The organism is Xanthomonas campestris pv. phormiicola (assembly GCA_025666215.1).
Classification (GTDB): domain Bacteria; phylum Pseudomonadota; class Gammaproteobacteria; order Xanthomonadales; family Xanthomonadaceae; genus Xanthomonas_A; species Xanthomonas_A campestris_A.
Genome location: CP102593.1, coordinates 4,366,221 through 4,389,101 on the forward strand (window position 1 = coordinate 4,366,221; position 22,881 = coordinate 4,389,101).

Sequence of the window (22,881 nt, forward strand, 5' to 3'; positions counted from 1 at the left end):
ACCTACAGGCGCGCGGCGTTCGCGCGCTCGCGCACCTGCGCCAGGCTCCAGTCGTGCAGCAGGCGGCCGTTCTCCCACACCGTGACCATCGCGTCGTCGTAGCCGGCAGGCCGCGCCAGTTCGTCCAGCGACGCGGCCGTGGCCGGCACCGGCTCGGTGCGGTAGCCGCCGTATTCGCGATGGCGCAGCAGGCTCATGCGGCCGCGCTTGCTGAGCTTGCCCTTGTCGGTGACCGGATCCTTGTAGACGTCGATCCAGGCGCCGTCCACGCACGCGGCCGAGCACTTGAGCGCGAACTTCTGCGTATCGCGATCCAGCCGCTGCAGCAGCGCCCCGCCCATGCCGAAGGCGACGTTGTCGGTGGCGTAGCCGGCGCTGGTGACGCGTTCCAGGATCGCGCGGATGCTGGTCGGGTTGACCCCGTCGCCCTGGATCACCCGCACGTGGTTGAGCACCTTGTAGCCCTTGCCGTTGACGCTGTGGCCGAAGGCCTCGTCGAGCAGTTCCAGGCACTGGTGCACCACCGCCACCGGGTCGCCGGAATCGGGGCGGATCACCACGGTGGCGCCGGAGGCGATCACCTCCTCGCGCAGCGTGCTGCCCCAGTGTTCGCGGATCGCGTGGAAGATGTCGTAGCTGTCGGAGACCACGGCGAGGATGCCGCCGGGCTTGCCGAACTGCCTGAGCATGTTGCGGTACGCGTCCACTTCGCGCGCGCGGCCCCAGCTGGTGATGGTGCTGTGCTCGGCGGCCGGGATCGAGTAGCCGGCCATCGGCTCGTGGTAGTGCGCGCGCGCCAGCAACAGCCCGGACACGGTGTCGGTGCCGAGGAAGTTGACCAGGTGCGCGGCGCCGCCGATCGCCGCCGATTCCAGGCTGGACACGCCGCGCGCGCCGAAGTCGTGCAGCTTGAACGGCAACTGGCCTTCCGGATCGTCGCTGGTGCGCTCCAGGAACTGGCGGATGGTCTGCTTGGCATGCCAGCTGACCGTGGCCACGGTGACCGGATACCAGATGCGCAGCAGCAGCGTTTCCAGGTACGACGGCACCCAGTAGGCCTGCGCGTCGGTGGACTCGATGGTCATCAGCGCATTGTGGGTCGGCACCACGCTGCCCTCGGGCACGGCGCGGATGCGGATCGGCAGCTGCCCGCCGAGGCGGTCGACGATATCGCGCCAGCCGGCCTCGTTGAACGGCTCGCCGTGCGCGGCGAACAGGTCGCGCGCCTCGTCGACGTCGGCATGGGTGACGGCGCGGCCCAGCGCCTCCTTCAGGATCGACTGCAGGCCGAAGAACACGGTGCGGTCGTAGACGCCGCCGCGCGATTCCACGTAGAAGAACGTGGCATCGGTGCCGGCCGGATATTGCAGCCAGTGGCTGGCCTTGTAGCTATCGGTGTTGAGCAGCAGGTTGTTGAGGCATTGCATGACGGAAGCTCCTTCGCGTCGGGGAAAGCCAGCGGTCTGTCCGCCGGCCGGGGCAGGCCGCGGTCAACCGCGGCCCAGGAAGAATTCGAGCAGGTGCAGGTGGTCTTCGAACAGTTTCGGGCCCATGCCCAGCACTTCGCTGACCGGGATCCAGCGCGCCTTGTCGGCATCGTCGCCGCCGCGCACCTCGGGCAGTTCGCCGAAGGCGAATTCGAAGTGGAAGGCATGGGTGATGGTGCGCCCGCGCAGGCTGCGCTCGGGATGGTCGAACACGTGGCGGTTCTTCAGCGAGCCCTTCAGCACCGGCACCGGGATCTTCAGCCGGGTTTCCTCGCGCAGTTCGCGCAGGCACGCATCGAAGATGCTCTCGTGCTGGCCGACGAAGCCGCCCGGCAGCGCCCACAGGCCCTTGCCCGGCGCCGCGCGGCGCCGCACCAGCAGCACGTGGCCCGAATGCACCACCACCGCATCGGCGGTGACGAAGGTCGGCGGATACGGCGCCTCCTTCCAGGCCGCGCGGTACTGCTCGATGAACTGGTACTCGGCGAGCAGTTCCGCATACGACGGCGAGTTCTTGCGGAACGCCTCGAGCATGTCGAACACCGGCGCCGGCACGTTGCCGCGCAGCATCAGCAGCGCGCCGTGGAAGTCGATGCTGCCGGCCTCGAACAGGTAGCGGCGCAGTTCGGTCGCCGACAGGGTCTCGGTGTGCTGCACGTCGACCAGCGGCCACTGCGGGAATTCGCGCAGGTAGTAGCTGCTGGCGTCCTTGTCCATGCCGACCAGGCCGATGCGCGCCTCGCTGCCGCCGCCATCGGCGCGCACTGCGTCGGCCACCGCCGACTGCACCGCGGCGATCCATTGGCTCTCGTTGTACAGGTGATCGCGCAGCGGGCGCAGGATCAGGCGCTCGCCGGCGCCGTCGAGCGCGGCCTGGATCATCACGCTGCGTTCGGCCACCGTCCACGGATTGCGGATGGTGCGCGGGGTCTCGGCCGAGCCGACCAGGAAGATGAGTTTCTGCGCACGCGCCAGGGCGTGGCGGGCAACGGCGGCGTGGCCGTTGTGGAAGGGCTCGAAGCGCCCGATGAATACAAGATAGTCGAAATCCATGAGCATCCCTCACGGTGATTGGGGTCGCCGCGGGTCTGTCCCTTGGCGTGGCGCAAATGCTACGCCGATGCGCGAGGGCGTCAAGTGGCGCACGCGCCGGCGCCGCTGTCGCCAGGCGTAGACACCTGCTGCGCCGCGGCGCGCGTTGCGCGCGCGATCGCGCTAGCCTCGCGCTCGCCCCGGCCAGCGCTGCAGGCAGCATTTTCCAGCACTCCACATCATTGCGAGGAACCTATGAACGGATCGAACAAGCGCATATGCGCATGGCTTCCGCTGTTGCTGCTGATTTGTCTGTGCGCACCGGCGGCGGCGCAGAGTTTCGCCAAGGGCGCGGACGTGAGCTGGATCGACCAGCAGGAGAACAGCGGCCGCGTGTTCCGCAATGCCGCGGGCGCGAACGCCGACTTCTTCGCGCTGCTGAAGGGCACCGGGGTCAACGCGATCCGCTTGCGGGTGTGGGTCAATCCCAAGGACGGCTGGTGCGACGGCGCCGACGTGCTGAACATGGCCAAGCGCGCCAAGGCGCAGGGCATGAGCATCATGATCGACTTCCACTACAGCGACAGCTGGGCCGATCCCGGACAGCAGACCAAGCCCGCGGCGTGGAGCGGCGATGCGTTCTCCAAACTGGTCACCGACGTCTATGCGCATACCAGCGGCATCCTGTCGTACCTGAAGTCCAACGGCATCACCGTCAGCTGGGTGCAGGTCGGCAACGAGATCAACAGCGGCATGCTGTGGCCGGACGGCAAGACCCCCAACTTCGGCAATCTCGCGCAGCTGGTCAACAGCGGCTACGACGCGAGCAAGTCGGTCTATCCCGGCGCCAAGGTGGTCGTGCATCTGGCCAACGGCTACGACAACGCCACCTTCCGCTGGTTCTTCGACGGCCTGAAGTCCGCCGGCGGCAAATGGGACGTGGTCGGCATGTCGCACTACCCGTCGAGCAGCGGCTGGCAAAGCGCCAATACCCAGATCGCCAGCAACATGCGCGACATGGTGTCGCGCTACGGCTCGGACGTGATCGTCAGCGAAGTGGGCATGGATTGGCAGCAGGACGCGGCGACCCGCTCGATGCTGGCCGACCTGGTCGCCAAGACCCGCGCGGTCGGTGCGCACGGGCTGGGCGTGTTCTATTGGGAACCCGATGCCTATCCGGGTTGGCAGGGCTACACCAAGGGCGCGGTGAACAACGACGGGCAGCTGACCCAGGCGCTTGCGGGCTTCCAGTAACGCGCGCGGCGCCCGTCGCGCCGCTGCGCGGCGGGCGGGCCGCGCCACCTGCGGCGTGCGCCCATGCAGGCGTTCCGGGTTTGCCGGCGCGACGCCGCCGGCGACTGGCTGGCGGTCATGTCCGCGTGCCACCATTGGCGATCCTTGCCGCCAGACCCGTCGCCATGTCCGGATTTCCGTTGTTCCCGCGTTCGCTTGCGTTGCTGCTGTTGCTGGCGCTCGGCGCGGCGCTCGCCCCGGCGCAGGCGCGCGCGCCCTCGCCCGATGCGCACGCCGCGCTCAAGGTGATGAGCTTCAACGTGCGCGTGCCGGTCGATACGGACGGCGACAAGCGCTGGGAGATCCGCCGCAGCGCGATGGCGGCGCTGATCCGCGCGCAGCATCCGGACGTGTTCGGCACCCAGGAACTGGTCAAGCTGCAGGCCGATTACCTGGCCGCGCAACTGCCCGACTACCGCTGGTTCGGGCGCAGCCGCGACGGCAGCGAAGACGGCGAGCGCATGGGCGTGTTCTACGACAGCCGCCGCCTGAAGCTGGTGGAGTCCGGCGACTTCTGGCTGTCGGATACGCCGAGCGTGGTCGGCAGCATCAGCTGGGGCCACCCGCTGCCGCGGATGGTGAACTGGGGGCTGTTCGAACGCATCGCCGACGGTCGCCGTTTCTACCTGTTCGACACCCACCTGCCGTACCGCGACGAAGACGAGGCCGCGCGCGCCAAGGGCGCCGCGCTGCTCCTCTCGCGCCTGCAGGCGTTGCCGGCCGACGTGCCGGTGGTGGTCACCGGCGACTTCAACACGGCGCCGGATTCGCCCACCTACCGCACGCTGGTTCCTGCACTGGCCGACGCGCGCCAGCAGGCGCCGCACGCGCTGGGACCGGAGGCGACCTTCCACGATTTCACCGGCCATCCCGATCGGCGCATCGACTGGATCCTGTCGCGCGGATTGCGCGCCACCCAGTTCGCCACGCTCGACGCGCGGCCGCAGGGCCATTGGCCGTCGGACCACTTCCCGGTCGTGGCCGAGTTCGCCTGGCCGCACTGAGGTCCATCGCGCGCGCGGCACCTCAGCCCGCGCCGGTGGCCGCGGCGCCATCGGCGTGCGCGCACAGCCAGTGCAACACCTGAGCCAACGCCGGCGCCGGGACGGGCCGCCACACGATCGACAACTGCCGCACCGCCCACGCTTCGTGCAACGGCACCGCGACCAGCTGTTCGCGCACGCTGACCCGGGCCAGCGCGGCCTGCGGCAGGATCGCCACGCCGGCGCCGCGCGCCAGCATCCGGCACAGCGGTTCGATGCCGTGCACGTGGGCGCGGATGCGCAGCTGGCTGCCGGCGCGCGTGGCCTGGGTGCGCAGGTGCCGTTGCAGCGCGCTGTCGTCGGCCAGGCCGAGGAATTCCGCCTGCCATAGCTGCGCCAGGCACAGCTGCGGCGCGCGTGCCAGCGGATGCGTGGCCGCCGCCACCAGCACCAGCCGGTCCTGGCGGAACGCCTGCGCGTGCAGGCCGGCCAGGTCGGCATGGTCGGCGATCACCGCCAGGTCGGCACGCTCCTCGCGCACCGCATCGGCCGCCGCGGTACTGCCCTGCTCGCGCAAGGCCAGGTCGATGCGCGGATGCGCGACCAGGAACTCGGCCAGCAGTTCGGGCAGCCACTCGTCCAGCGCCGCGGTATTGGCCAGCAGCCGCACCGTGGCCTGGTTGGCGCCGGCGTTCTCGCCCAGTTCGGCGCGCATCGCCTCGGCCTGGCGCAGCAACTGCCGCGCGTGCCGCAACAGCGCGGCGCCGGCCGCGGTCAGACGCACGCCGCGGCGGCCTGCAGTTCCAGCGCGCGGATGCGTGCGCTGGCCGCGGCCAGCGACAACGCGGCGCGGTCGGCGCCGGCGGTGATGCTGCCGGCCTCGGCCACTGCCACGAATAGCCGCAAGTCGATGAAATCCAGGTGCATCGCCGCTCCAGCCTTCGTCGTTGCCGAAGTCTGCCTGAAGCGATCGCGCATTGTCCGGCGCCGCGGCACGGCCGATGCTGCGGGCATGCACTCGCTCATCCCGCATCTGCTGCCGATCGCCGCGGTGTTCTGCCTGGCCGGCTTGGTCAAGGGCGTGGCCGGTACCGGGTTGCCGACGGTGGCGATGGGCCTGCTGGGACTGTGGCTGGCGCCGCCAGAGGCCGCCGCGCTGCTGGTGCTGCCGTCGCTGCTGACCAATCTGCAGCAGGCCTGGGGCGAGGGGGCGGCGGCGCTGCTGCGGCGGCTGTGGCCGCTGCTGGCGACGATCGCGCTCGGTACCTGGCTCAGCGCCGGCATCCTGGTCGGCGCCGATCCGGCGCTGGCGCGCGGCGGACTCGGGGCCTTGCTGGCGCTGTACGCGCTGCTCGGCCTGAGCCGCTGGCAGGGCCGGCTGCCGCCGCGGCACGAGCCCTGGGCGGGCCCGGCGGCCGGATTGGCGACCGGCCTGCTGACCGGCGCCACCGGCGTGTTCGTGCTGCCCGCCCTGCCCTATCTGGTCGCGCTGGACCTGCCGCGGGAGACGCTGATGCGCGCCCTGGGCTACTGCTTCTTCACCGCCACGCTGGCACTGGCCATTGCGCTGGCCTGGCACGGCGCGTTTGCGAGCGGTGCGCTGGGGCCATCGCTGCTGGCGCTGCTGCCGACCGCGCTGGGCATGGGGCTGGGCGCGCGCCTGCGCCAGCGCATTTCCGCCCAGGCATTCCGCCGGGTGTTCTTCCTGACCTTGCTGGCGCTGGGTGTGCATCCGCTGTGGCAGGCGCTGGGCTAGCGGCGCGCCATCCCTCCTCGAGAGCCGCTCGCGGAGCGCTGGCCCCCATAAAGCGCCCCGGATCCGGATGCCGCTGTTTTGTGGGAGCGAGTTCAGTCGCGACAGGCTCTACCGGCAAAGCACGTCGCGACTGAAGTCGCTCCCACAGATAGTCGCCTGCAGCGTGGGCAGAGCGGACAGAAAAAAACGCGCCACCGCTGGGCGATGGCGCGTTGCTGTTCGCGCGGCGGTGGCGCGTGGGCTCAGTCCGCCCAGCGCCCCGGACCGGTGGACTGCGGCAGCACCTGTACCGACAGCGGATGGTCCTTTTCCAGCAGGTTCAGCGCGTCGGCCAGGATCGAGGCCGACTCGCGCAGCAGCGGATCCGGGCGCTTGTCGACCAGCTTCTCGCGCGCGGCGTCCTTGACGATGTCGCGCTCGTTGCCGGTCAGGCCGTCGTCGCTGCTGTCGTCGGCGAGCGGGTCCAGCGGCAGGCCGAGCTGCTTGCGCGTCTCCTGGCGCTGCTTGCGCTGCACGTCCTGCTTCTCGCGCTCGGCGCGGCGCTCGGCCTCGTTGAGCACCACGTACTTCTTCGCCGCCTCGGTGCGGAACTGCTGCACGTCCTCTTCCCACCACTGGAATTCCTTGTCGCTGGCGATGCGGCCGGCATGCAGCGTCTCCAGCTTCGGCAGCAGCGGCGCGAAGTTGCCGTACTGGGTGTGCGGCACCGCGGCGATGCGGGTCCACGGCAAGGCGTTGGGGTAGGTGCTCTCGCCGAACTCGGTGGCATCGACGCTGGCCGGGAACGCGATGTCCGGGACCACGCCCTTGTGCTGGGTGCTGCTGCCGCTGACCCGGAAGAACTGGGCAATGGTCAGCTTGACCTGGCCGAAGCGGTCGGTCTCGTTGGCCGGCCAGCGGTCCAGGTCGACGATGTTCTGCACCGTGCCCTTGCCGAAGCTGGTCTCGCCGATGATCAGGCCGCGGCCGTAGTCCTGGATGGCGCCGGCGAAGATCTCCGAGGCCGAGGCCGAGCCGCGGTTGATCAGCACCGCCAGCGGGCCGTCCCAGGCCACCGCCGGGTTGTCGTCGCTGTTGACGGTGACGCGGCCGCCGGATTCGCGCACCTGCACCACCGGGCCCTGCTCGATGAACAGGCCGGTCAGTTCGATCGCCTCGTCCAGCGAGCCGCCGCCGTTGTTGCGCAGGTCCAGCACCACGCCGTCGACCTTGTCGGTCTTGAAACCGGCCAGCAGCTTGGCCACGTCGCGGGTCGCCGAGGCATAGTCGCTGGCGTTGCGGCGGCGGCCTTCGAAGTCCTGGTAGAACGCCGGCAGCTTGATCACGCCGACGCGCCGCGCCGGTTCGCCGTCCTTCGCCGGCAAGGTGATGGTCTCGCCCTTGGCGGCCTGTTCGGCCAGGCGCACCTTCTGCCGGGTCAGCAGCAGCTGGCGGTGCTTGCCGTCCACGCCGGCCTCGGCCGGGATGTACTCCAGGCGCACCTGGGTGTCCTTGTCGCCGCGGATCTTGGCCACCACGTCGTCGATGCGCCAGCCGATCACGTCCTCGACCTGGCCGGACTTGCCCTGGCCGACGCCGACGATGCGGTCGCCCGGCTTCAGCGTGCCGTCCACCGCGGCCGGACCGCCCGGGATGACCTCGCGGATCACCACCATGTCGTCCTGCTTCTGCAACTGCGCGCCGATGCCTTCCAGCGACAGCGACATCTGCTGGTTGAAGTTCTCGGCGGTGCGCGGGGTGAAGTAGTCGGTGTGCGGATCGACGGTGTTGGTGTAGGCGTTCATGAAGAACTGGAACACGTCCTCGCTCTTCAGTTCCTTCACCGAATCGGCGAGGTTGGCGTAGCGCTTGTCCAGGGTCTTGCGGATGTCCTCGGGCTTCTTGCCGGCGAGCTTGAGCCGCAGCCAGTCGTTCATCACCGACTTGCGCCACAGCTCGTCCAGCTCCTGGTTGTCCTTGGGCCACGGCACGTCCTTGCGGTCGTACTCGAACTTCTCGCTGCCGTTGAAATCGAAGTCCTGCTTGAGCAGCTTGCGCGCGTAGCCGATGCGCTCGTCCACGCGCTGCCGGTACACGGCGAACACCTGGAACGCCGGCTCCAGCTGGCCGGAGGCGATATTGCTGCCGAGGTTGGCCTGGAACGCGGCGAACTTGTCGACGTCGGCCTGGGTGAAGAACTGCTTGCTGCCGTCCAGCGTCTCCAGGTACTTCTTGAAGACTTCCTTCGAGGTCGCCTCGTCGAGCGCGCGCGGCCGGTAGGCATAGCGGCTGTCGGACAGCAGCCCGTACACCAGCTTGGCGGTGGTGGACTGGTCGGCGGTCGAGGCCGCCGGCAGCGCGGGCGCGTCGGTGCGGGCGAACAGCGCCAGCGGCGTGGTCAGCGCGAACGCCAGCAGGAAGACGGAAGCTTTGAATTTCATCTACGTACTCTCGGCACCAGGCCGTCAGGGGGGCTGCAGATCGCGTGAGACAACACGACAGTGCCGCAAGTTGCAGGCCGTGTCACCTGTTCCTGAACCAGACTAGCCGGGGCTAGGTAGCGAAATGTGAATGGCGCCGGTGCAGGCGCTGCGCGCGGGCGTCGCGGCCGGCAAGGCGGGCGTCCTGGACGATCGCCAGGACGCTGCGGGGCGGTGCCGGAAGCGGTGCCGCAGGGTGCGCTCAGGCGGCGACGCCGGCGCCGGCGGCCTGGCGATCGGCGTGGTAGGAGGAGCGCACCATCGGCCCGGAGGCGACGTGGCTGAAACCCAGCGCATTGCCGTACTCCTCCAGCGCCTTGTATTCCTCCGGCGTCCAGTAGCGCATCACCGGGTGGTGGTGCGCGGTCGGCTGCAGGTACTGGCCGATGGTGACCATGTCCACCGCGTGCGCGCGCAGGTCGCGCAGCGTGGCCTGCACCTGCTCCATGGTCTCGCCCAGGCCGAGCATGATCCCGGACTTGGTGGCGATGGACGGGTGCTGCGCCTTGAACTTCTGCAGCAGGGTCAGCGACCACTGGTAGTCGGCGCCGGGACGCACGTTCGGGTACAGGTCCGGCACGGTCTCGATGTTGTGGTTGAACACGTCCGGCGGATGGGTCGCCAGGATCTCCAGCGCGCGGTCCATGCGGCCCTTGCCGCGGAAGTCCGGGGTCAGGATCTCGATGCGGGTGGCCGGCGCGGCGGCGCGGATCGCGCCGATGCAGTCGGCGAAGTGCTGGGCGCCGCCGTCGCGCAGGTCGTCGCGGTCGACGCTGGTCACCACCACGTAGCGCAGGCCCATGTCGGCCACGGTCTGCGCCAGGCTGGCCGGCTCGCCGGCGTCCGGCGGCTTGGGCCGGCCGTGGGCGACGTCGCAGAACGAGCAGCGGCGGGTGCAGACCTCGCCCAGGATCATGAAAGTGGCGGTGCCGTGGCTGAAGCATTCGTGGATGTTCGGGCAGCTGGCTTCCTCGCAGACCGTGACCAGGCGGTTCTCGCGCAGCTTGGCCTTGAGCGTCTGCACCGCGTTGCCGGACGGGATCCGCACCCGGATCCACGACGGCTTGCGCAGCACCGGCGCGTCGGCGAACTGCACCGGCGAGCGGTTGATCTTGTCCCCGCCCAGTTGCTTGACGCCGGCCTGCAGCGGCGCGGACGCGGGCGCGCTGTCGCCGGAAAGGACCTGCAGGGGGATGGTGCGTGCGCTGGGCTGGGTCATGGCGTCGTCGGCGGGCAGGCGGTCAGGCCGCGTGCGTGAGCGTGAGGTCGGGCAAGGCGTCGAGCGGCTGCAGGGTCAGCCCGAACTGGCGCGCCAGTTGGGCCAGCAGCACCGGTTTGACGGCCTGCATGCCGGAGGGACCGCCCAAGTCTAGCACCGAGGTCACCTGCAGGCCCTGGTAGCCGCAGGGGTTGATGCGGTGGAACGGCTCCAGGTCCATCGCCACGTTGAACGACAGGCCATGGAAGGTGCAGCCGCGGCGCACGCGGATGCCGAGCGCGGCGACCTTGGCCGCGCCGACGTAGACCCCGGGCGCGCCGTCGCGGCGCTGGCCGAGGATGTTCCATTCGTCCAGCGTGTCGATGATGGCCTGCTCGATCCGGCACACGTAGTCGCGCACGCCGATCTTGAGCCGGCGCAGGTCCAGCAACGGATACACCACCAGCTGGCCGGGGCCGTGGTAGGTGACCTGGCCGCCGCGGTCCACGTGCAGCACCGGGATCTCGCCGGGCGCCAGCACGTGCTCGTGCTTGCCGGCCTGGCCGAGGGTGAACACCGGTTCGTGCTCGACCACCCACAGTTCGTCGGCGCTGGTGTCCTCGCGCGCATCGGTGAAGCGCTGCATCGCCCGCCACACCGGCGCGTAGGGCTGGCGGCCGAGATCGCGGACCCGGCACGGCGGCAACGCCTGCGCCGATTCCGGCGGCGGTACCGCGGCGCCGGCTACAGCGTCCACTTCACTTCCGGATGCTCGCGCAGCGCCAGGTGCGCGGCGTCGTACTGGGCGCGGTCGGCGGCGCGGAAGGCGATCCGCACCGACACGTACTTGCCGTTGGACGAATGCTTCCAGCTGATGCGCTCTTCCAGCACGTCCACGCCTGCCTGGGCGAGCAGCCGCGGCAGTTCGGTCTCCAGCCCGGTGTTGGCGGTGCCCATCGCGCTGAGCTCGAAGACGCCGGGGAACTGGAAGCCGTGATCGGGGTTGTCCGAGGTGATATCCATGGCTGCATTATCGCGCCGGCGCCGGGCAAACCCAAGGCCGCGGCGCGCCGGCAGGCCGCGTGCGGGGGCGGCGGCCGCCGCGGCGCGCCGCGTCAGCAGGTGCCCACGGTTGGCAAGCGATGCCAATAGGACGAAGCGATACGGCCACACGGCTTTCGCGCGAACGCCGCCGCGGCCTATGCTCGCCCCGGCATTTTATGAATGCAGGCTTCACGGGACGCGCGCATCCGTCCCGCTAGCGTCGGTGCACCCATTCCTCCTTCCCTACCAGGGACGTCGCCCATGCCGTCATCGCGCCTGCCTCTCGCCTTCGCCGTCCTGCTCGCCATCGCCGCGTTGCCTGCCGCGGCCGCCGATCGTTGCGCCGGCAGCGCCCTGCAGGACACGCCGCCGACGGTGAACTTCCGGGTCGACAACGACCTGTTCGGCGGCGCCGGCCAGGACCAGGGCTATACCAACGGCTTCGGCGTGACCCTGGTGTCGCCGAACCTGGTCGACTTCACCGACGACCCCTGCCTGCCGCGGCTGGCGCGGGCGGTCAACCGCTACCTGGAACGCCTGCACCCGGGCGAGTTCGAACAGCAGAACATGGTCTTCAGTTTCGGCCAGGCCATCTTCACCCCGACCGACAAGACCCGCCGCGACCTGATCCAGGACGACCGTCCCTATGCCGCCGCGCTGATGGTGAATTTCGGCTATAACGCGCGCAATCAGGACCGCCTGCGCACCACCCAACTGGCGGTGGGCATGATCGGACCGTCGGCGCAGGGCAAGCAGGTGCAGAATGGGATCCACAAACTGCTCGGCGACGCCAAGTTCCTTGGCTGGGACAACCAGTTGCACGACGAACCGGTGTTCGTGCTGGTCCATGAACGCATGCGCCGCTGGCCGGGCGATGCGGCGGTCAACGCCGACGGCTGGGGCTGGGACGCGATCAGCCACTGGGGCGGCGCGCTCGGCACTCTGGATACCCACGCCAATGCCGGCGGCGAAGTGCGCTTCGGCTGGAAGCTGCCGGACGATTTCGGCAGCTCGCCGCTGCGCCCGGCCGGCGAGAATACCGCCCCGCCCCGCTACGGCCTGGGCCGCGGCTGGTCGGCCCACCTGTTCCTGACCAGCGACGCGCGCTGGGTGCTGCGCGACATCACCCTGGACGGCAACACCTTCCGCGACAGCCACAGCGTGAAGAAACGCCCCTTCGTCGGCGAAGCCGGCTTCGGCCTGGCGGTGATGCGCGGCAAGTGGAAGTTCGCGCTGGCGCGCTACTGGAGCACCCGCGAATTCGACCTGCAGAAGCAGACGCCGGTGTTCGGCAGCTTCACGATCAGTCGGCGTCTGTGACGCCGGGAATGGGGAGTCGGGAATGGGGAATGGGAAAAGCGGGTTTGCCGCCCCTCAACCGACAAGCTTGGCCGTGAGATCGCGGCAGTAACGAGCGAATGCAGCAACGCCGCTCTACCCATTCCCGATTCCCCATTCTCCATTCCCAAAAAAGCCGGCGTAAGCCGGCTTTTTTTCAACTCATTCGGCTTCCCACCACATCCAGAAGCTGTCCCACAGGCGCTTGAAGAAGCCGGCCTCGTCGACCGCCTTCAGTGCCACCAGCGGCGCCTGCGCGATCACCTTGCCGTCCAGCGAGACCTTCACCGTGCCGATCGCCTGGCCCTGCTTGATCGGCGCTTCCAGGGTCTTGGGCACATCGATCGACGGCTTCAGTTCGTTGTAGCGGCCGCGCGGCACGCCGACCAGCAGCGGCTGCGCCACGCCCAGCAGCACGTCCTTCTCGGTGCCCTTCCACACGCGCTGCTGCGCGACCTGCTTGCCCGGCTCGTACAGGCGGTGGGTTTCGTAGAAACGGAAGCCCCAGTTCAACAGCGCCAGGCTGTCCTCGGCACGCTGCTTCTCGGAGCTGTCGCCCATCACCACCGCGATCAGGCGCTGATCGCCGCGCTGCGCGGAGCTGAGCAGGCAGTAGCCGGCCTCGGAGGTGTGGCCGGTCTTGATGCCGTCCACGCTGGGATCGCGCCACAGCAGCAGATTGCGGTTCTGCTGGGTGATGTCGCCGACCTTGAATTCCCTGATCTTGTTGTAGGCGTAGGTTTCCGGATAGTCACGCACCATCGCCCGGCCCAGCAGCGCCAGATCGTAGGCGGTGGTGTAGTGGCCTTCGGCGGACAGGCCGTGGGCGTTGACGAAGTGCGAGCCGGTCATGCCGAGCTTGGCCGCGTAGTTGTTCATCAACGAGGCGAAGGCTTCCTCGCTGCCGGCGGCGTGTTCGGCCAGCGCGATCGCCGCGTCGTTGCCGGACTGGATCGCCATGCCCTTTTCCATGTCCTCCAGGCGCGCGGTCTGGTTGACCGGGAAGCCGCTGTAGCTGCCGTCGGTACCGGCGCCGCCTTCGCGCCAGGCGCGTTCGCTGAGCATGACCTGGTCGTCGCGCTTGATCTTGCCCAGCTTCAGTTCGGCGGCGATCACGTAGGAGGTCATCACCTTGGTGATGCTGGCCGGGGCCACCCGCACATGTTCGTTCTCGCCGGCCAGCACCTGGCCGGTGGCGTAGTCCATCAGCACCCAGGACTTGGACACGGCCGGCTTGGGCGCCGGCGGGATCGCCACGGCGGCGGGCGCGGTGGCGGCGGCAGCAGGCGATGCCGGCACCGGGCCGGGGGTCTGCGCGGAAACCAGGCCGACGGCGAAGGTGGCCACGGCGGCGACGGCGAAGCGGAATTTCATCTAAAACGACTCCTGGCAGGCCCGAGGGCCGATGGTAAACGAGGCATTGTAGGGCTACCCGGCGCCCGCTCAGGCGCCGCAGCGGCGTAGGCGGGAGTCGGCGTTAAGCCATCGGTGCTGGAGCGGCACGCGCACCTGGCGACGGCTGGCGCGCGGCAGCGCCAGCGATACGCGTGCGTGTTCGCTGCGCGCTTCAGTCCTTGACGATCTGCGGACGCCCGAAGCCGAGGCCGGCGATGCGGCTGGCCAGCTCGGTGGCGCGGCCATGGTCCTCGGCCGCGACCCGCAGCCGCCACAGCGTGCGCCCGCCGGACACGATATCGCTGACGCTGGCGCCGACGATGCCGGCCGAGGCCAGCTGCGACAGCGCGCGGTTGGCATTCTCGCGGCTGGCGAAGCTGGCCACCTGCAGCAGGATGCCGAGCGGGCCGCGCGCCGCCGCGCTGTCGGCGGCCGCACGGGTCGCCGACACGAGCGGTGCGGCAGGCGCCGGTGCCGACGTCGCGACGGCCGCCGCGGTGGGTGCCGGCACGGCGGCAGCGGTGGCGCGCCGCGTCGGTGCCGGGGCGGCGGCCACGGCCGCATCGACCTTGGCCGGCTTGCCGGTGGCCACGCGCACGCCGCGCGATTTCATCCAGTCGTCGAAATGGTCGGCATTGGCCGCGGTGTCGGCATCGGCCTGCACGCGGTAGCGCCAGCGCTCGCCTTCCGGCAAGGCGGCCGCCGCCGCGGTCGCACTGGCGGCACTGGGCGCAGCGGTGCTGGACGCGGCAGCGCTGCGCGCCGGCACGCTGGCTGCGGCGACGACGCTGGCCGGCTTGGCCGGCAAGGCCTTGACCAGGTTGTCCATGTCGGTGGCGCGACGCGCCGCCGCGGTCTGCGCGGCACTGCCCGCTGCGGCCGCGCTGGCCAGCGCGGTGCCGGTCGCGACCTGCTTGCCGGTCCGCCGCGACGCGAGCAGGTTGCCGTTGTCGGCCGGGGTCAGCCCGCGCACTTCGACGCGGCCGGTGCCCTTGCCGGTGATGCCGAGCTTGACCGCCGCCGCGTAGCTCAGGTCGATGACCCGATCGTCGTGGAACGGGCCGCGGTCGTTGACCCGCACCACCACCGATTCGCCGTTGTCCAGGTTGGTGACCAGGGCGAAGCTGGGCAGCGGCAGGGTCTTGTGCGCGGCGGTGAACGCGTACATGTCGTAGACCTCGCGGTTGGAGGTCAGCCGGCCATGGAACTTGCTGCCGTAGTACGAGGCGGTGCCGCGTTCGACGTAGCTGTGCGGGTCGTCGATGATCTTGTATTCGCGGCCGAGCACCATGTACGGCGAGCGGTTGCCGACCGCCGAGCGCGGCTCGTTGGTAACCAGCGGCTCGGGGATGCAGGCCACGTTGGGCACGTAGTCCGGCGTGCTGTCGCTGACCCCCGGCGCGTACAGGCCGCCGGCGGTGTAGTTGCCGCGCGTGGACGGGTCTTCCTTGGCCGGCGCGTACGGCGAGGTGGACGGGCAGCCGGTGGCGACATGCGCCGGGCCGCGGCCTTCCACCCTGACCCCGGGCGCGGCGGCGCCGCCGCCGGCGGTCTTCTTCGGGGCGCTGCTGCAGGCGGCCAGCGCCAGCAGGGCGACGACGGGGACGATCCGGAGCAGCGCGTTCGGGTTCATGCCGGGGGTAACTCCTTGCCGGCGATGGCCTGGGACAGCTGGTACACGGCCATCGCGTACATCTTGGAAATGTTGTAACGGGTGATCGCGTAGTAGTTCTGGAAGCCCAGCCAGTACTGCTTGCCGGCGCTGCCGTCGAGCGTGATCGGGGTGGCGGTGGCGCCGGCCGGGACCGCTGCGGCCGGCTGGTAGCCGCGCGCGGCCAGCTCGGCCAGCGTGTAGCTCGGGGTCCAGTCGGTCGGATTGAATTCCTCGGCGCCGGGACGCAGCGTGGCCGGCACCGCCACCGCGCCGTCGCGCACCCAGCCGCCCTTCTTGACGAAGTAGTTGGCGATCGAGGAGAACATGTCGTCGTAGTCGGTGAACAGGTTGCGCTTGCCGTCGCCATCGCCGTCCACCGCGAACTGGCGGTAGCTGGACGGCATGAACTGGCCCAGGCCCATCGCGCCGGCGTAGCTGCCGATCAGGCTGGCGATGTCCAGGTTCTCTTCGCGGCCGAGCGCGAACAGCTGGCCGAGTTCGTCGCGGAAGAACAGCTCGCGGCGCACTTCGCGCTCGAGCTTGGCCGGGTCGCCGCTGCGCGGATAGCGGAACGCCAGCGTGTACAGCGCGTCGAGCACGCGGTAGCTGCCGGCGTTCTTGCCGTAGCTGGTCTCCACGCCGATGATCGCCACGATGATCTCCGGCGGCACGCCGGTGCGCGCCTGCACCCGCATCAGTTCTTCGCGATGCGTGGCCAGGAACGCACGGCCGCCGTCGATGCGCGCCTGGCTGATGAACATCGGCCGGTAGTCGTTCCACGGCTTGACCCGCTCGGCGGGGCGCGACATCGCCGCCACGATCGCGTCCTTGAACTGCGCCTGCGCCAGCGTCGCCTCGATCTGCGCCGGGTCCAGGCCGTACTTGGCGGCGGTGTCGCGGACGAAGTTGGCGCGCGCGATCTCGAACGGCACCGGGGTCAGGTCGAGCGGCGGCGCGGGCACCGCCTCGGGCGCCGTGCCGGCCGGCAGCGCCGGGCGCGGCGCGGTCTGCGGCAGCGCATTGGCCTGCGGCGGCGGCGGCGGTGGCTTGGGCTGGGTCGCGCATGCGACCAGGCCAAGCGTGATCAGGCAAATCAGCGAGCGTCGAATCATGCCGGCAGGTTAACAGAGTCCAGATGAATTTCCACCAATAACGCCATGAAACAAAAGAACTTTGCGTCGAGTCAAGTACGCCTGGCGTATTCATGCAGCGAGCGCGTGGCGACACCTGCGCGGGGACGCCACCAGCGTCGGCGCCAGCCCGCGTGCGCCGCAAACGCAAAGGCCGCCGGTGGTTGCCCACCGACGGCCCGCGATGCTGCCACAGCGGCGACGCTTAGAACGGCGCGTCGATATCCACCACGTCGATCAGCTTGTGGTTGACGAACTCCTTGATGCCCAGCCCGATCAGCTCGCGGCCATAGCCGGAGCGGCGCACGCCGCCGAACGGCAGGTCGGCCTTGACCATGGTCGGATGGTTGACGAACACCATGCCGGTGGAGATGCGCCTGGCCACGTCGACGCCGCGCGCGGTGTCGGCGGTGAACACCGAGCCGCCCAGGCCGAACGGCGAGTCGTTGGCGATGCGCACCGCCGCGTCCTCATCGGCGGCCTCGAACAGCATCGACACCGGGCCGAAGAACTCCTGGTAGTAGGCCGGGTTGTCCCTGGTCACGTTGGTCAGGATGGTCGGTTGCACGAACGCGCCGTGCGTCGGCACCCTGGGGCCGACCTCGGTGGCGGTGGCGCCATGGTCGACCGCCGCGGCGATCTGCAGCTTGATTTCGTCGGCCGCGCCCTGCGAGGACAAGGGCGCCAGCGTGGTCGCCGCGTCCATCGGATCGCCGGCCTTGAGTGCGGCCACGCCGTCGGTGTAGCGGCGCAGGAATTCGTCGTACACCTCCCGCACGATGATCATGCGCTTGGACGACACGCAGACCTGGCCGCCGTTCCAGTGACGGCCGAACACCGCCCATTTCACCGTCTTGTCCAGCTCGGCATCGGCCAGCACCACGAAGGCGTCGGCGCCGCCCAGTTCCATGGTCGATTTCTTCAGCGCCCTTGCCGCCTGCGCGGCGACGATGGCGCCGGCGCCCTCCGAGCCGGTCAGCGCCACGCCGTGCACGCGCGGATCGTGGAGGATGGTCTCCACCTGCGAACGCGTGGCGTAGAGGTTGGCGAACGCGCCGGCCGGCAGGCCCGCCGCGGCCATCAGCGCTTCGAACTTCGCCGCGCACTGCGGCACGTTGGAGGCGTGCTTGAGCAACACCGTGTTGCCGGCCGACAGTTGCGGGGCGATGATCCGCGCGATCTGGTAGTACGGGAAATTCCACGGCTCGATCGCCAGCAGCACGCCCAGCGGCTCGTGCACCAGCATCGCCTCGCCCTCGGCCGGATCGGCCACCGGCAGCGACTCCGGCGCCAGCAGGCGCTCGGCGTTGACCGCGTAGTACTCGAAGATGTCGGCCGACAAGGTCACCTCGGCTTCGGCCTCGCCGATCAGCTTGCCCATTTCCAGGGTCAGCAGTTGCGCGTAGCCGCGCACGTCGGCACGCAGCAGTTGCGCCGCCGCGTGCATGACCTTGGCGCGCTCGGCGAAGGACGCCTGCTTCCACTGCTGGAAGGCGGCATCGGCGGCGCCGATCGCGGCGAGCACCTGCGCATCGGTGGCCTCGGGGAAACTGGCGAGCAGTTCGCCGGTGTAGGGATTGCGGGTCGCATAAGCCATGGTGATGTCCTCGTGGGATGTGTCGGGAAGCGCAGGCGCGTCGCGCCGGATCGGATGGGTTCGGTTCGGTCAGCCGGCCAGTTCCTTCACCGCCTGCACCATGCGGTTGAGCACCGCGGCGGCGTCGCCGTAGACCATGTCGCAGTTGTCGCCGTAGAACAGCAGGTTCTCCACGCCGGCGTAGCCCTTGCCCTGGCCGCGCTTGATCACGTAGACCTGGTGCGCCTGGTCGGCGTTGAGGATCGGCATGCCGTAGATCGGCGAGGCCTTGTCGGTGCGCGCGGCCGGGTTGACCACGTCGTTGGCGCCGATCACCAGCGCCACGTCGGTGCTGGCGAAGCTGTCGTTGATGTCTTCCATGTCGAAGATCAGGTCGTAGGGCACGCCGGCCTCGGCGAGCAGCACGTTCATGTGCCCGGGCATGCGCCCGGCGACCGGATGGATCGCGAACTTCACGTCCACGTCGGCGGCCTGCAGCAGCTTGACCAGTTCGTACAGCCGCGCCTGCGCCTGCGCCACCGCCAGACCGTAGCCGGGCACGATGATCACGCTGGAGGCATAGCGCATCGCCACCGCCGCATCGCCGGCCTCGACGGCGGTCATGCGGCCCTGCACATCGCCCTGCGCCACCGCCGCGCCGTCGCCGAAATTGCTGAACAACACGTTGGCCAGCGAGCGGTTCATCGACCTGGCCATCAGCATGGTCAGCAGCGTGCCGGCCGAGCCGACCACCATGCCGGCGATCATCAGCGCCGGGTTCTGCAGCGCGAAGCCTTCCAGGCCCACCGCCAGGCCGGTGAAGGCGTTGTACAGCGAGATCACCACCGGCATGTCGGCGCCGCCGATCGGCAACGTCATCAGGATGCCGAAACCGAGCGCGGCGGCGAAGAACGCCAGTGCCGCCCAGCCGCCGCCGATCTGCGCGACCACCAGGCCGCCGAGTACCAGCGCGCAGAGGAACACGCTGGCGTTGAACACGCTCTGTCCTTTGAACCGCCACGCCGTATTGATGCGCCCATCGAGCTTGGCCCAGGCGATCACCGAGCCGGACAGCGAGATCGCCCCGATCAACGCGCCGAGCACGGTCACCGCCAGGTGCAGGCCGCCGTGCTGCGGCTGCCGCGAGGCCAGCGCGACCGCGGCCACCGCGGCCGCGGCGCCGCCGCCCATGCCGTTGTACAGGGCCACCATCTGCGGCATCGCGGTCACCGCCACGCTGCGTCCGCTGCGCCAGGCCCAGGCGCCGCCGAGCGCCAGCGCCAGCAGCGCCAGGGCGAGATTGGTCAGCGCATGCGGCTGCGCGCCGGGCTGCAGGTCGGCCAGATAGCCGAACGCGGCGGCGACCGCGACCAGCATGCCGATGCCGGCCAGCACGATGCCGCGCAGCGCGGTCACCGGCGAGGACATGTGCTTGAGGCCGAGAACGAACAACAAAGCGGCGGCGAACCCGCTGACTTCCACCAGTAGCTGCAGCATGGCGCTATTCCTTGGGGGCGGCGGAGGCGGATTTGGCGCTGGGCTTGAACATCGCCAGCATGCGGTCGGTGACCACGTAGCCGCCGGCGGCGTTGCCGGCGCCGAGCAGCACGCCGACGAAGCCGATCGCCTGGCCGGCGACGGTGTCGGCGTTGAACAGCGCGTGCATCGCGCCGACCACGACGATGCCGTGGATGAAGTTGGAACCGGACATCAACGGCGTGTGCAGGATCGACGGCACCTTGCCGATCACTTCGTAGCCGGTGAACGCCGCGAGCATGAACACGTACAACGCGATCATCCAGCTCATCGACAGATCGGGATTCATCGCTCAGGACTCCTTGGTGGCGGGCGCAGGCGGCGCCGCGCGTGGCGTGGGATGGCAGACCTGGCCATCGCGGGTGAGCAGGGTGCCGGCCACGACTTCGTCGTCGAAGTCCGGCGCCAGCGCGCCGTCGTGGACCAGCAGCTCGAGCAGGTTCAGCAGGTTCTTCGCGTACAGCTCGCTGGCGTGCTGGGCCAATGCCGAGGGCACGTTGAACGGCGCGACGATGGTCACCGGCCCCACCTCGACGGTCTGCCCGGGCACGCCGCCCTCGCAGTTGCCGCCGCTGTCGGCGGCCAGGTCCACGATCACCGCGCCGGGCTTCATGCCGGCGATCTGCGCGCGGTCGATCAGGATCGGCGCGGTGCGGCCGGGCACGTTGGCGGTGGTGACGATCAGGTCGGCCTGCTGGATGTGCTGGGTCAGCACCGCGGCGGCCTTGGCGCGTTCGTCGGCGGTGAGTTCGCGCGCATAGCCGCCCTCGCCGCGCGCGTCGATGCCGGTGTCGACGAACTTGGCGCCGACCGATTGCGCCTGCTCGCGCGTCTCCGGACGCACGTCGTAGCCTTCGGTGATCGCGCCGAGCCGGTGCGCGGTGGCCAGCGCCTGCAGGCCGGCCACGCCCAGGCCCATCACCAGCACGCGTGCGGCGCGCAGCGAGCCGACCGCGGTGGTCATCATCGGCAGGATCCGCGGCAGGTGCACCGCGCCCAGCAGCGGCGCGTAGTAGCCGGCCAGCGCGGCCTGGCTGGACAGCACGTCCAGCGCCTGCGCGCGGCTGATCCGCGGCACGGTCTCCATCGCGAACGCGGTGATGCGGCGTTCGCACAGCACGTCCAGCAAGCCCGGCGCCTTGGCCGGATACAGCATCGCCACCAGCATGCTGCCCGGCCGCATCGCCGCCAGCGTGCGCAGCGAGGGCGCCTGCACCGCCAGCACCAGGTCGGCGCCGGCGACGACCTCCTGCACGTCGTCGAGCACGGTGGCGCCGGCATAGGCCGCGTCGGCCAGGCGCGAGGCCATGCCGGCACCGGACTGCAGGCGCAGCTGCGCGCCCAGTTTCGCCAGCTTCGGCAACACCGCGGGCACCATCGCCACGCGGCGCTCGCCGGCCTGCTCTTCCTTCACTACCGCTACGGTGAACGCCATGGATCGGTGCCTGTGGGGAACTGCAGGCACGGTGCGCTCGCGGCCAGGCGCGAACATTGATTGCGATCAATTGCGGCCGCCGCATTGGCCTGCGGTACAGGCGCTGGACGACGCCGGCGGCGACCAGGCCGGCCATGGCCGGGGCGGCGCCGGCGTCGCGGCAACGGACCCTACAGCGCGGGAAACACCGGCTTGGCGCTGCACGCCGGCACCGCGCCGGACACCGAGGTCGCATAGGTGCTGGCCGTGCTGTCGGCGGTCAGTTGCAGGTTGGAGCGGTCCACGCCGATGCGTGCGTTGCTGGCCTTCAATGCGGTGACGTCCGCGGACACGTTGGCCAGCACCAGGTCCAGCGGCGCCGACGCGTTGTAGCCCTGCACCGCATTGCCCTTGCCCTTCGGCGAGCCCTGCGCCTTCAGGCCGTTGACCACGATCTTGGTGAAGGTCGGCACGGTGCCGCTGCTGCCGCCGCTGTACAGCGGGTTGATCACCAATGCATTGGCCACACCGAACAGGCAGGTGTTGCGGTAGGTCACGTCGTTGACCGCGCCACCCTTGGCCAGGCCGGTCTTGATCCGCAGGCCGTTGTTGTCGGTGCTGGGCGTGCCGTTGGCATCGCTGCCGACCACGCTGTTGCCCTCGACCAGGACATTGTCCACGCCGTACATCACCTCGCTGCCGATGGAGAGGCCGTGGGTGCCGTAGAAGCGCGAATTGCGCACGCTGATGTTGGCCGACCTGGAGGCGATGGTCTTGATCGCCACGCCGTCGTCGCCGCCCATCACGTCGTTGTCGTTCAATGTGGCGTTGCTGACGCTGTCCAGGTCCAGGCCGTCGGTGTTCGGGCTGCTGGCCGGCGCCTGGACCCGCACGCCCCAGATGGTGAGACCGTCGGCGATGTGCGCGAACAGGTGGAAGTACGGCGCATTGATCAGATTGACGTGGTAGAAGCTCACGTCGCTGGAATTCTGCACCTTGATCAGGTCGGGGCTGTTCTGGGTCAGGTTGCTCGCCTTGGCCTTCTCGCCGAACTGCCACCAGCTGTCGCTGCCGCCGAGCATCGGCAGGTCGCCGCGGCCGTCGATGGTGCCCTGGCGGCCGGCGCTGTCGCGCAGGCCCATCACTCCCAGCGACTTGCCCTTGAGGTTGATCAGCGCACGGCAGCCGCCGCTGGAGCCGGCGGCCTTGCCGCAGGCGTTGGCGCCGGCGACCTGGTAGTCCGACGGCTTGCGCGAGCCGAACAGGGTGACGCCGGCGTCGATCACCAGGGTCACGTTGCTGCCGATGGTCAGCGGCCCGCTGAGGAAGGCGTTGCCGGCGCCGGCACGCAACAGCACCGCCGTGCGGCCGCCGGCGGCCGCGCAGCTGTCCAACGCGGCCTGGATGCGCGCGGTATCCGGCGGGCTCTGTTCCTGTGCGGCGCTGAAGGTGCGATCGCCCGTCTGCAGCACGGCGACGAGCGACTGCCCGCAGACGCTGGGGACGGTCGGCTCGGCGACCATGCGCGTATCGCCGGTGGCGGCGGATGCGTCGAGCGTCGCCAGCGCCAGCAGGCAGCCGAGGAC

At 69.9% G+C, this 22,881-nt stretch carries 18 protein-coding genes and 1 pseudogene; 4 read left to right on the forward strand and 15 right to left on the reverse strand.

From position 1 onward, the window contains the following. Positions 1–2: 2 nt before the first annotated feature. Together NRY95_18400 and NRY95_18405 are read right to left on the reverse strand one after the other, a co-directional pair. Positions 3–1,427, reverse strand: coding sequence for a nicotinate phosphoribosyltransferase (locus NRY95_18400; GenBank protein ID UYC15651.1), 1,425 nt, complete (start codon positions 1,425–1,427; stop codon positions 3–5). Between the two features lie 63 nt (positions 1,428–1,490). After that, the gene (locus NRY95_18405; protein ID UYC15652.1) at positions 1,491–2,546 is read right to left on the reverse strand and encodes a bifunctional nicotinamide-nucleotide adenylyltransferase/Nudix hydroxylase; all 1,056 of its coding nucleotides are present in this window, start codon (positions 2,544–2,546) and stop codon (positions 1,491–1,493) included. Between the two features lie 228 nt (positions 2,547–2,774). Here NRY95_18405 and NRY95_18410 point away from each other — a divergent pair, with 228 nt between their 5' ends. Beyond that, on the forward strand, positions 2,775–3,773 hold the full coding sequence (locus NRY95_18410; GenBank protein ID UYC15653.1) for an arabinogalactan endo-1,4-beta-galactosidase: 999 nt from the start codon (positions 2,775–2,777) through the stop codon (positions 3,771–3,773). Positions 3,774–3,937: 164 nt separating this feature from the next. Next, entirely contained in the window at positions 3,938–4,816 is an 879-nt protein-coding gene (locus tag NRY95_18415) for an endonuclease/exonuclease/phosphatase family protein (protein ID UYC15654.1), read from the forward strand. A gap of 22 nt (positions 4,817–4,838) precedes the next feature. On the opposite strand, the pseudogene NRY95_18420 reads toward NRY95_18415, so the two are convergent. Beyond that, positions 4,839–5,722: pseudogene (locus tag NRY95_18420) on the reverse strand (LysR substrate-binding domain-containing protein). An 85-nt stretch (positions 5,723–5,807) separates the two neighbouring features. On the opposite strand from NRY95_18420, the gene NRY95_18425 reads away from it, so the two are divergent. Then, entirely contained in the window at positions 5,808–6,551 is a 744-nt protein-coding gene (locus tag NRY95_18425; protein UYC15655.1) for a sulfite exporter TauE/SafE family protein, read from the forward strand. A gap of 242 nt (positions 6,552–6,793) precedes the next feature. On the opposite strand, the gene NRY95_18430 is transcribed toward NRY95_18425, so the two are convergent. The 4 genes from NRY95_18430 to NRY95_18445 all read right to left on the reverse strand — a co-directional run bounded on the left by NRY95_18430 (position 6,794) and on the right by NRY95_18445 (position 11,231). Continuing rightward, positions 6,794–8,971, reverse strand: coding sequence for a carboxy terminal-processing peptidase (locus NRY95_18430; protein ID UYC15656.1), 2,178 nt, complete (start codon positions 8,969–8,971; stop codon positions 6,794–6,796). 241 nt (positions 8,972–9,212) lie between these two features. Then, positions 9,213–10,229 carry a lipoyl synthase gene (gene lipA, locus NRY95_18435; GenBank protein ID UYC15657.1) on the reverse strand — a complete coding sequence of 339 codons (1,017 nt, stop codon included), beginning with the start codon at positions 10,227–10,229 and terminating at the stop codon, positions 9,213–9,215. Positions 10,230–10,251: 22 nt separating this feature from the next. Next, positions 10,252–10,854 carry a lipoyl(octanoyl) transferase LipB gene (lipB, locus tag NRY95_18440; GenBank protein UYC18630.1) on the reverse strand — a complete coding sequence of 201 codons (603 nt, stop codon included), beginning with the start codon at positions 10,852–10,854 and terminating at the stop codon, positions 10,252–10,254. A gap of 98 nt (positions 10,855–10,952) precedes the next feature. Then, entirely contained in the window at positions 10,953–11,231 is a 279-nt protein-coding gene (locus tag NRY95_18445; GenBank protein ID UYC15658.1) for a DUF493 family protein, read from the reverse strand. Positions 11,232–11,513: 282 nt separating this feature from the next. Between NRY95_18445 and NRY95_18450 the strand changes: the two genes are divergently transcribed. Further along, positions 11,514–12,572 carry a lipid A deacylase LpxR family protein gene (locus NRY95_18450; GenBank protein UYC15659.1) on the forward strand — a complete coding sequence of 353 codons (1,059 nt, stop codon included), beginning with the start codon at positions 11,514–11,516 and terminating at the stop codon, positions 12,570–12,572. 180 nt (positions 12,573–12,752) lie between these two features. On the opposite strand, the gene NRY95_18455 is transcribed toward NRY95_18450, so the two are convergent. From NRY95_18455 to NRY95_18490, 8 genes are all read right to left on the reverse strand, one after another. Next, positions 12,753–13,964, reverse strand: a complete 1,212-nt coding sequence (locus tag NRY95_18455) for a D-alanyl-D-alanine carboxypeptidase (protein UYC15660.1) — start codon at positions 13,962–13,964, stop codon at positions 12,753–12,755. 193 nt (positions 13,965–14,157) lie between these two features. Next, the gene (locus tag NRY95_18460; GenBank protein UYC15661.1) at positions 14,158–15,618 is read right to left on the reverse strand and encodes a septal ring lytic transglycosylase RlpA family protein; all 1,461 of its coding nucleotides are present in this window, start codon (positions 15,616–15,618) and stop codon (positions 14,158–14,160) included. Continuing rightward, on the reverse strand, positions 15,615–16,751 hold the full coding sequence (gene mltB, locus NRY95_18465) for a lytic murein transglycosylase B (GenBank protein UYC15662.1): 1,137 nt from the start codon (positions 16,749–16,751) through the stop codon (positions 15,615–15,617). The genes NRY95_18460 and mltB overlap by 4 nt, the downstream gene beginning before the upstream one ends. 223 nt (positions 16,752–16,974) lie before the next feature. Continuing rightward, positions 16,975–18,366 carry an NAD-dependent succinate-semialdehyde dehydrogenase gene (locus tag NRY95_18470; GenBank protein ID UYC15663.1) on the reverse strand — a complete coding sequence of 464 codons (1,392 nt, stop codon included), beginning with the start codon at positions 18,364–18,366 and terminating at the stop codon, positions 16,975–16,977. Between the two features lie 69 nt (positions 18,367–18,435). Further along, a complete protein-coding gene (locus NRY95_18475) occupies positions 18,436–19,842 on the reverse strand; it encodes an NAD(P)(+) transhydrogenase (Re/Si-specific) subunit beta (GenBank protein UYC15664.1) in 1,407 nt (468 codons plus the stop codon). A 4-nt stretch (positions 19,843–19,846) separates the two neighbouring features. Next, complete coding sequence (locus tag NRY95_18480) at positions 19,847–20,170, reverse strand: NAD(P) transhydrogenase subunit alpha (protein UYC15665.1); 324 nt, start codon at positions 20,168–20,170, stop codon at positions 19,847–19,849. Positions 20,171–20,173: 3 nt separating this feature from the next. Then, entirely contained in the window at positions 20,174–21,316 is a 1,143-nt protein-coding gene (locus NRY95_18485; GenBank protein ID UYC15666.1) for an NAD(P) transhydrogenase subunit alpha, read from the reverse strand. Positions 21,317–21,486: 170 nt separating this feature from the next. After that, a complete protein-coding gene (locus tag NRY95_18490) occupies positions 21,487–22,818 on the reverse strand; it encodes a glycosyl hydrolase family 28 protein (protein ID UYC18631.1) in 1,332 nt (443 codons plus the stop codon). Positions 22,819–22,881: the final 63 nt, after the last annotated feature.

Bases quoted from the DNA above. Each gene is read 5' to 3' on its own strand.
- NRY95_18455 (UYC15660.1), bottom strand. From the start codon at position 13,964: ATGAAATTCCGCTTCGCCGTCGCCGCCGTGGCCACCTTCGCCGTCGGC.
- NRY95_18480 (UYC15665.1), bottom strand. From the start codon at position 20,170: ATGAATCCCGATCTGTCGATGAGCTGGATGATCGCGTTGTACGTGTTC.
- NRY95_18415 (UYC15654.1), top strand. From the start codon at position 3,938: ATGTCCGGATTTCCGTTGTTCCCGCGTTCGCTTGCGTTGCTGCTGTTG.
- NRY95_18460 (UYC15661.1), bottom strand. From the start codon at position 15,618: ATGAACCCGAACGCGCTGCTCCGGATCGTCCCCGTCGTCGCCCTGCTG.
- NRY95_18490 (UYC18631.1), bottom strand. From the start codon at position 22,818: ATGGTCGCCGAGCCGACCGTCCCCAGCGTCTGCGGGCAGTCGCTCGTC.
- NRY95_18450 (UYC15659.1), top strand. From the start codon at position 11,514: ATGCCGTCATCGCGCCTGCCTCTCGCCTTCGCCGTCCTGCTCGCCATC.
- NRY95_18470 (UYC15663.1), bottom strand. From the start codon at position 18,366: ATGGCTTATGCGACCCGCAATCCCTACACCGGCGAACTGCTCGCCAGT.
- NRY95_18405 (UYC15652.1), bottom strand. From the start codon at position 2,546: ATGCTCATGGATTTCGACTATCTTGTATTCATCGGGCGCTTCGAGCCC.
- lipB (UYC18630.1), bottom strand. From the start codon at position 10,854: ATGCAGCGCTTCACCGATGCGCGCGAGGACACCAGCGCCGACGAACTG.
- NRY95_18425 (UYC15655.1), top strand. From the start codon at position 5,808: ATGCACTCGCTCATCCCGCATCTGCTGCCGATCGCCGCGGTGTTCTGC.
- NRY95_18410 (UYC15653.1), top strand. From the start codon at position 2,775: ATGAACGGATCGAACAAGCGCATATGCGCATGGCTTCCGCTGTTGCTG.
- NRY95_18430 (UYC15656.1), bottom strand. From the start codon at position 8,971: ATGAAATTCAAAGCTTCCGTCTTCCTGCTGGCGTTCGCGCTGACCACG.
- NRY95_18485 (UYC15666.1), bottom strand. From the start codon at position 21,316: ATGGCGTTCACCGTAGCGGTAGTGAAGGAAGAGCAGGCCGGCGAGCGC.
- lipA (UYC15657.1), bottom strand. From the start codon at position 10,229: ATGACCCAGCCCAGCGCACGCACCATCCCCCTGCAGGTCCTTTCCGGC.
- NRY95_18475 (UYC15664.1), bottom strand. From the start codon at position 19,842: ATGCTGCAGCTACTGGTGGAAGTCAGCGGGTTCGCCGCCGCTTTGTTG.
- mltB (UYC15662.1), bottom strand. From the start codon at position 16,751: ATGATTCGACGCTCGCTGATTTGCCTGATCACGCTTGGCCTGGTCGCA.
- NRY95_18445 (UYC15658.1), bottom strand. From the start codon at position 11,231: ATGGATATCACCTCGGACAACCCCGATCACGGCTTCCAGTTCCCCGGC.
- NRY95_18400 (UYC15651.1), bottom strand. From the start codon at position 1,427: ATGCAATGCCTCAACAACCTGCTGCTCAACACCGATAGCTACAAGGCC.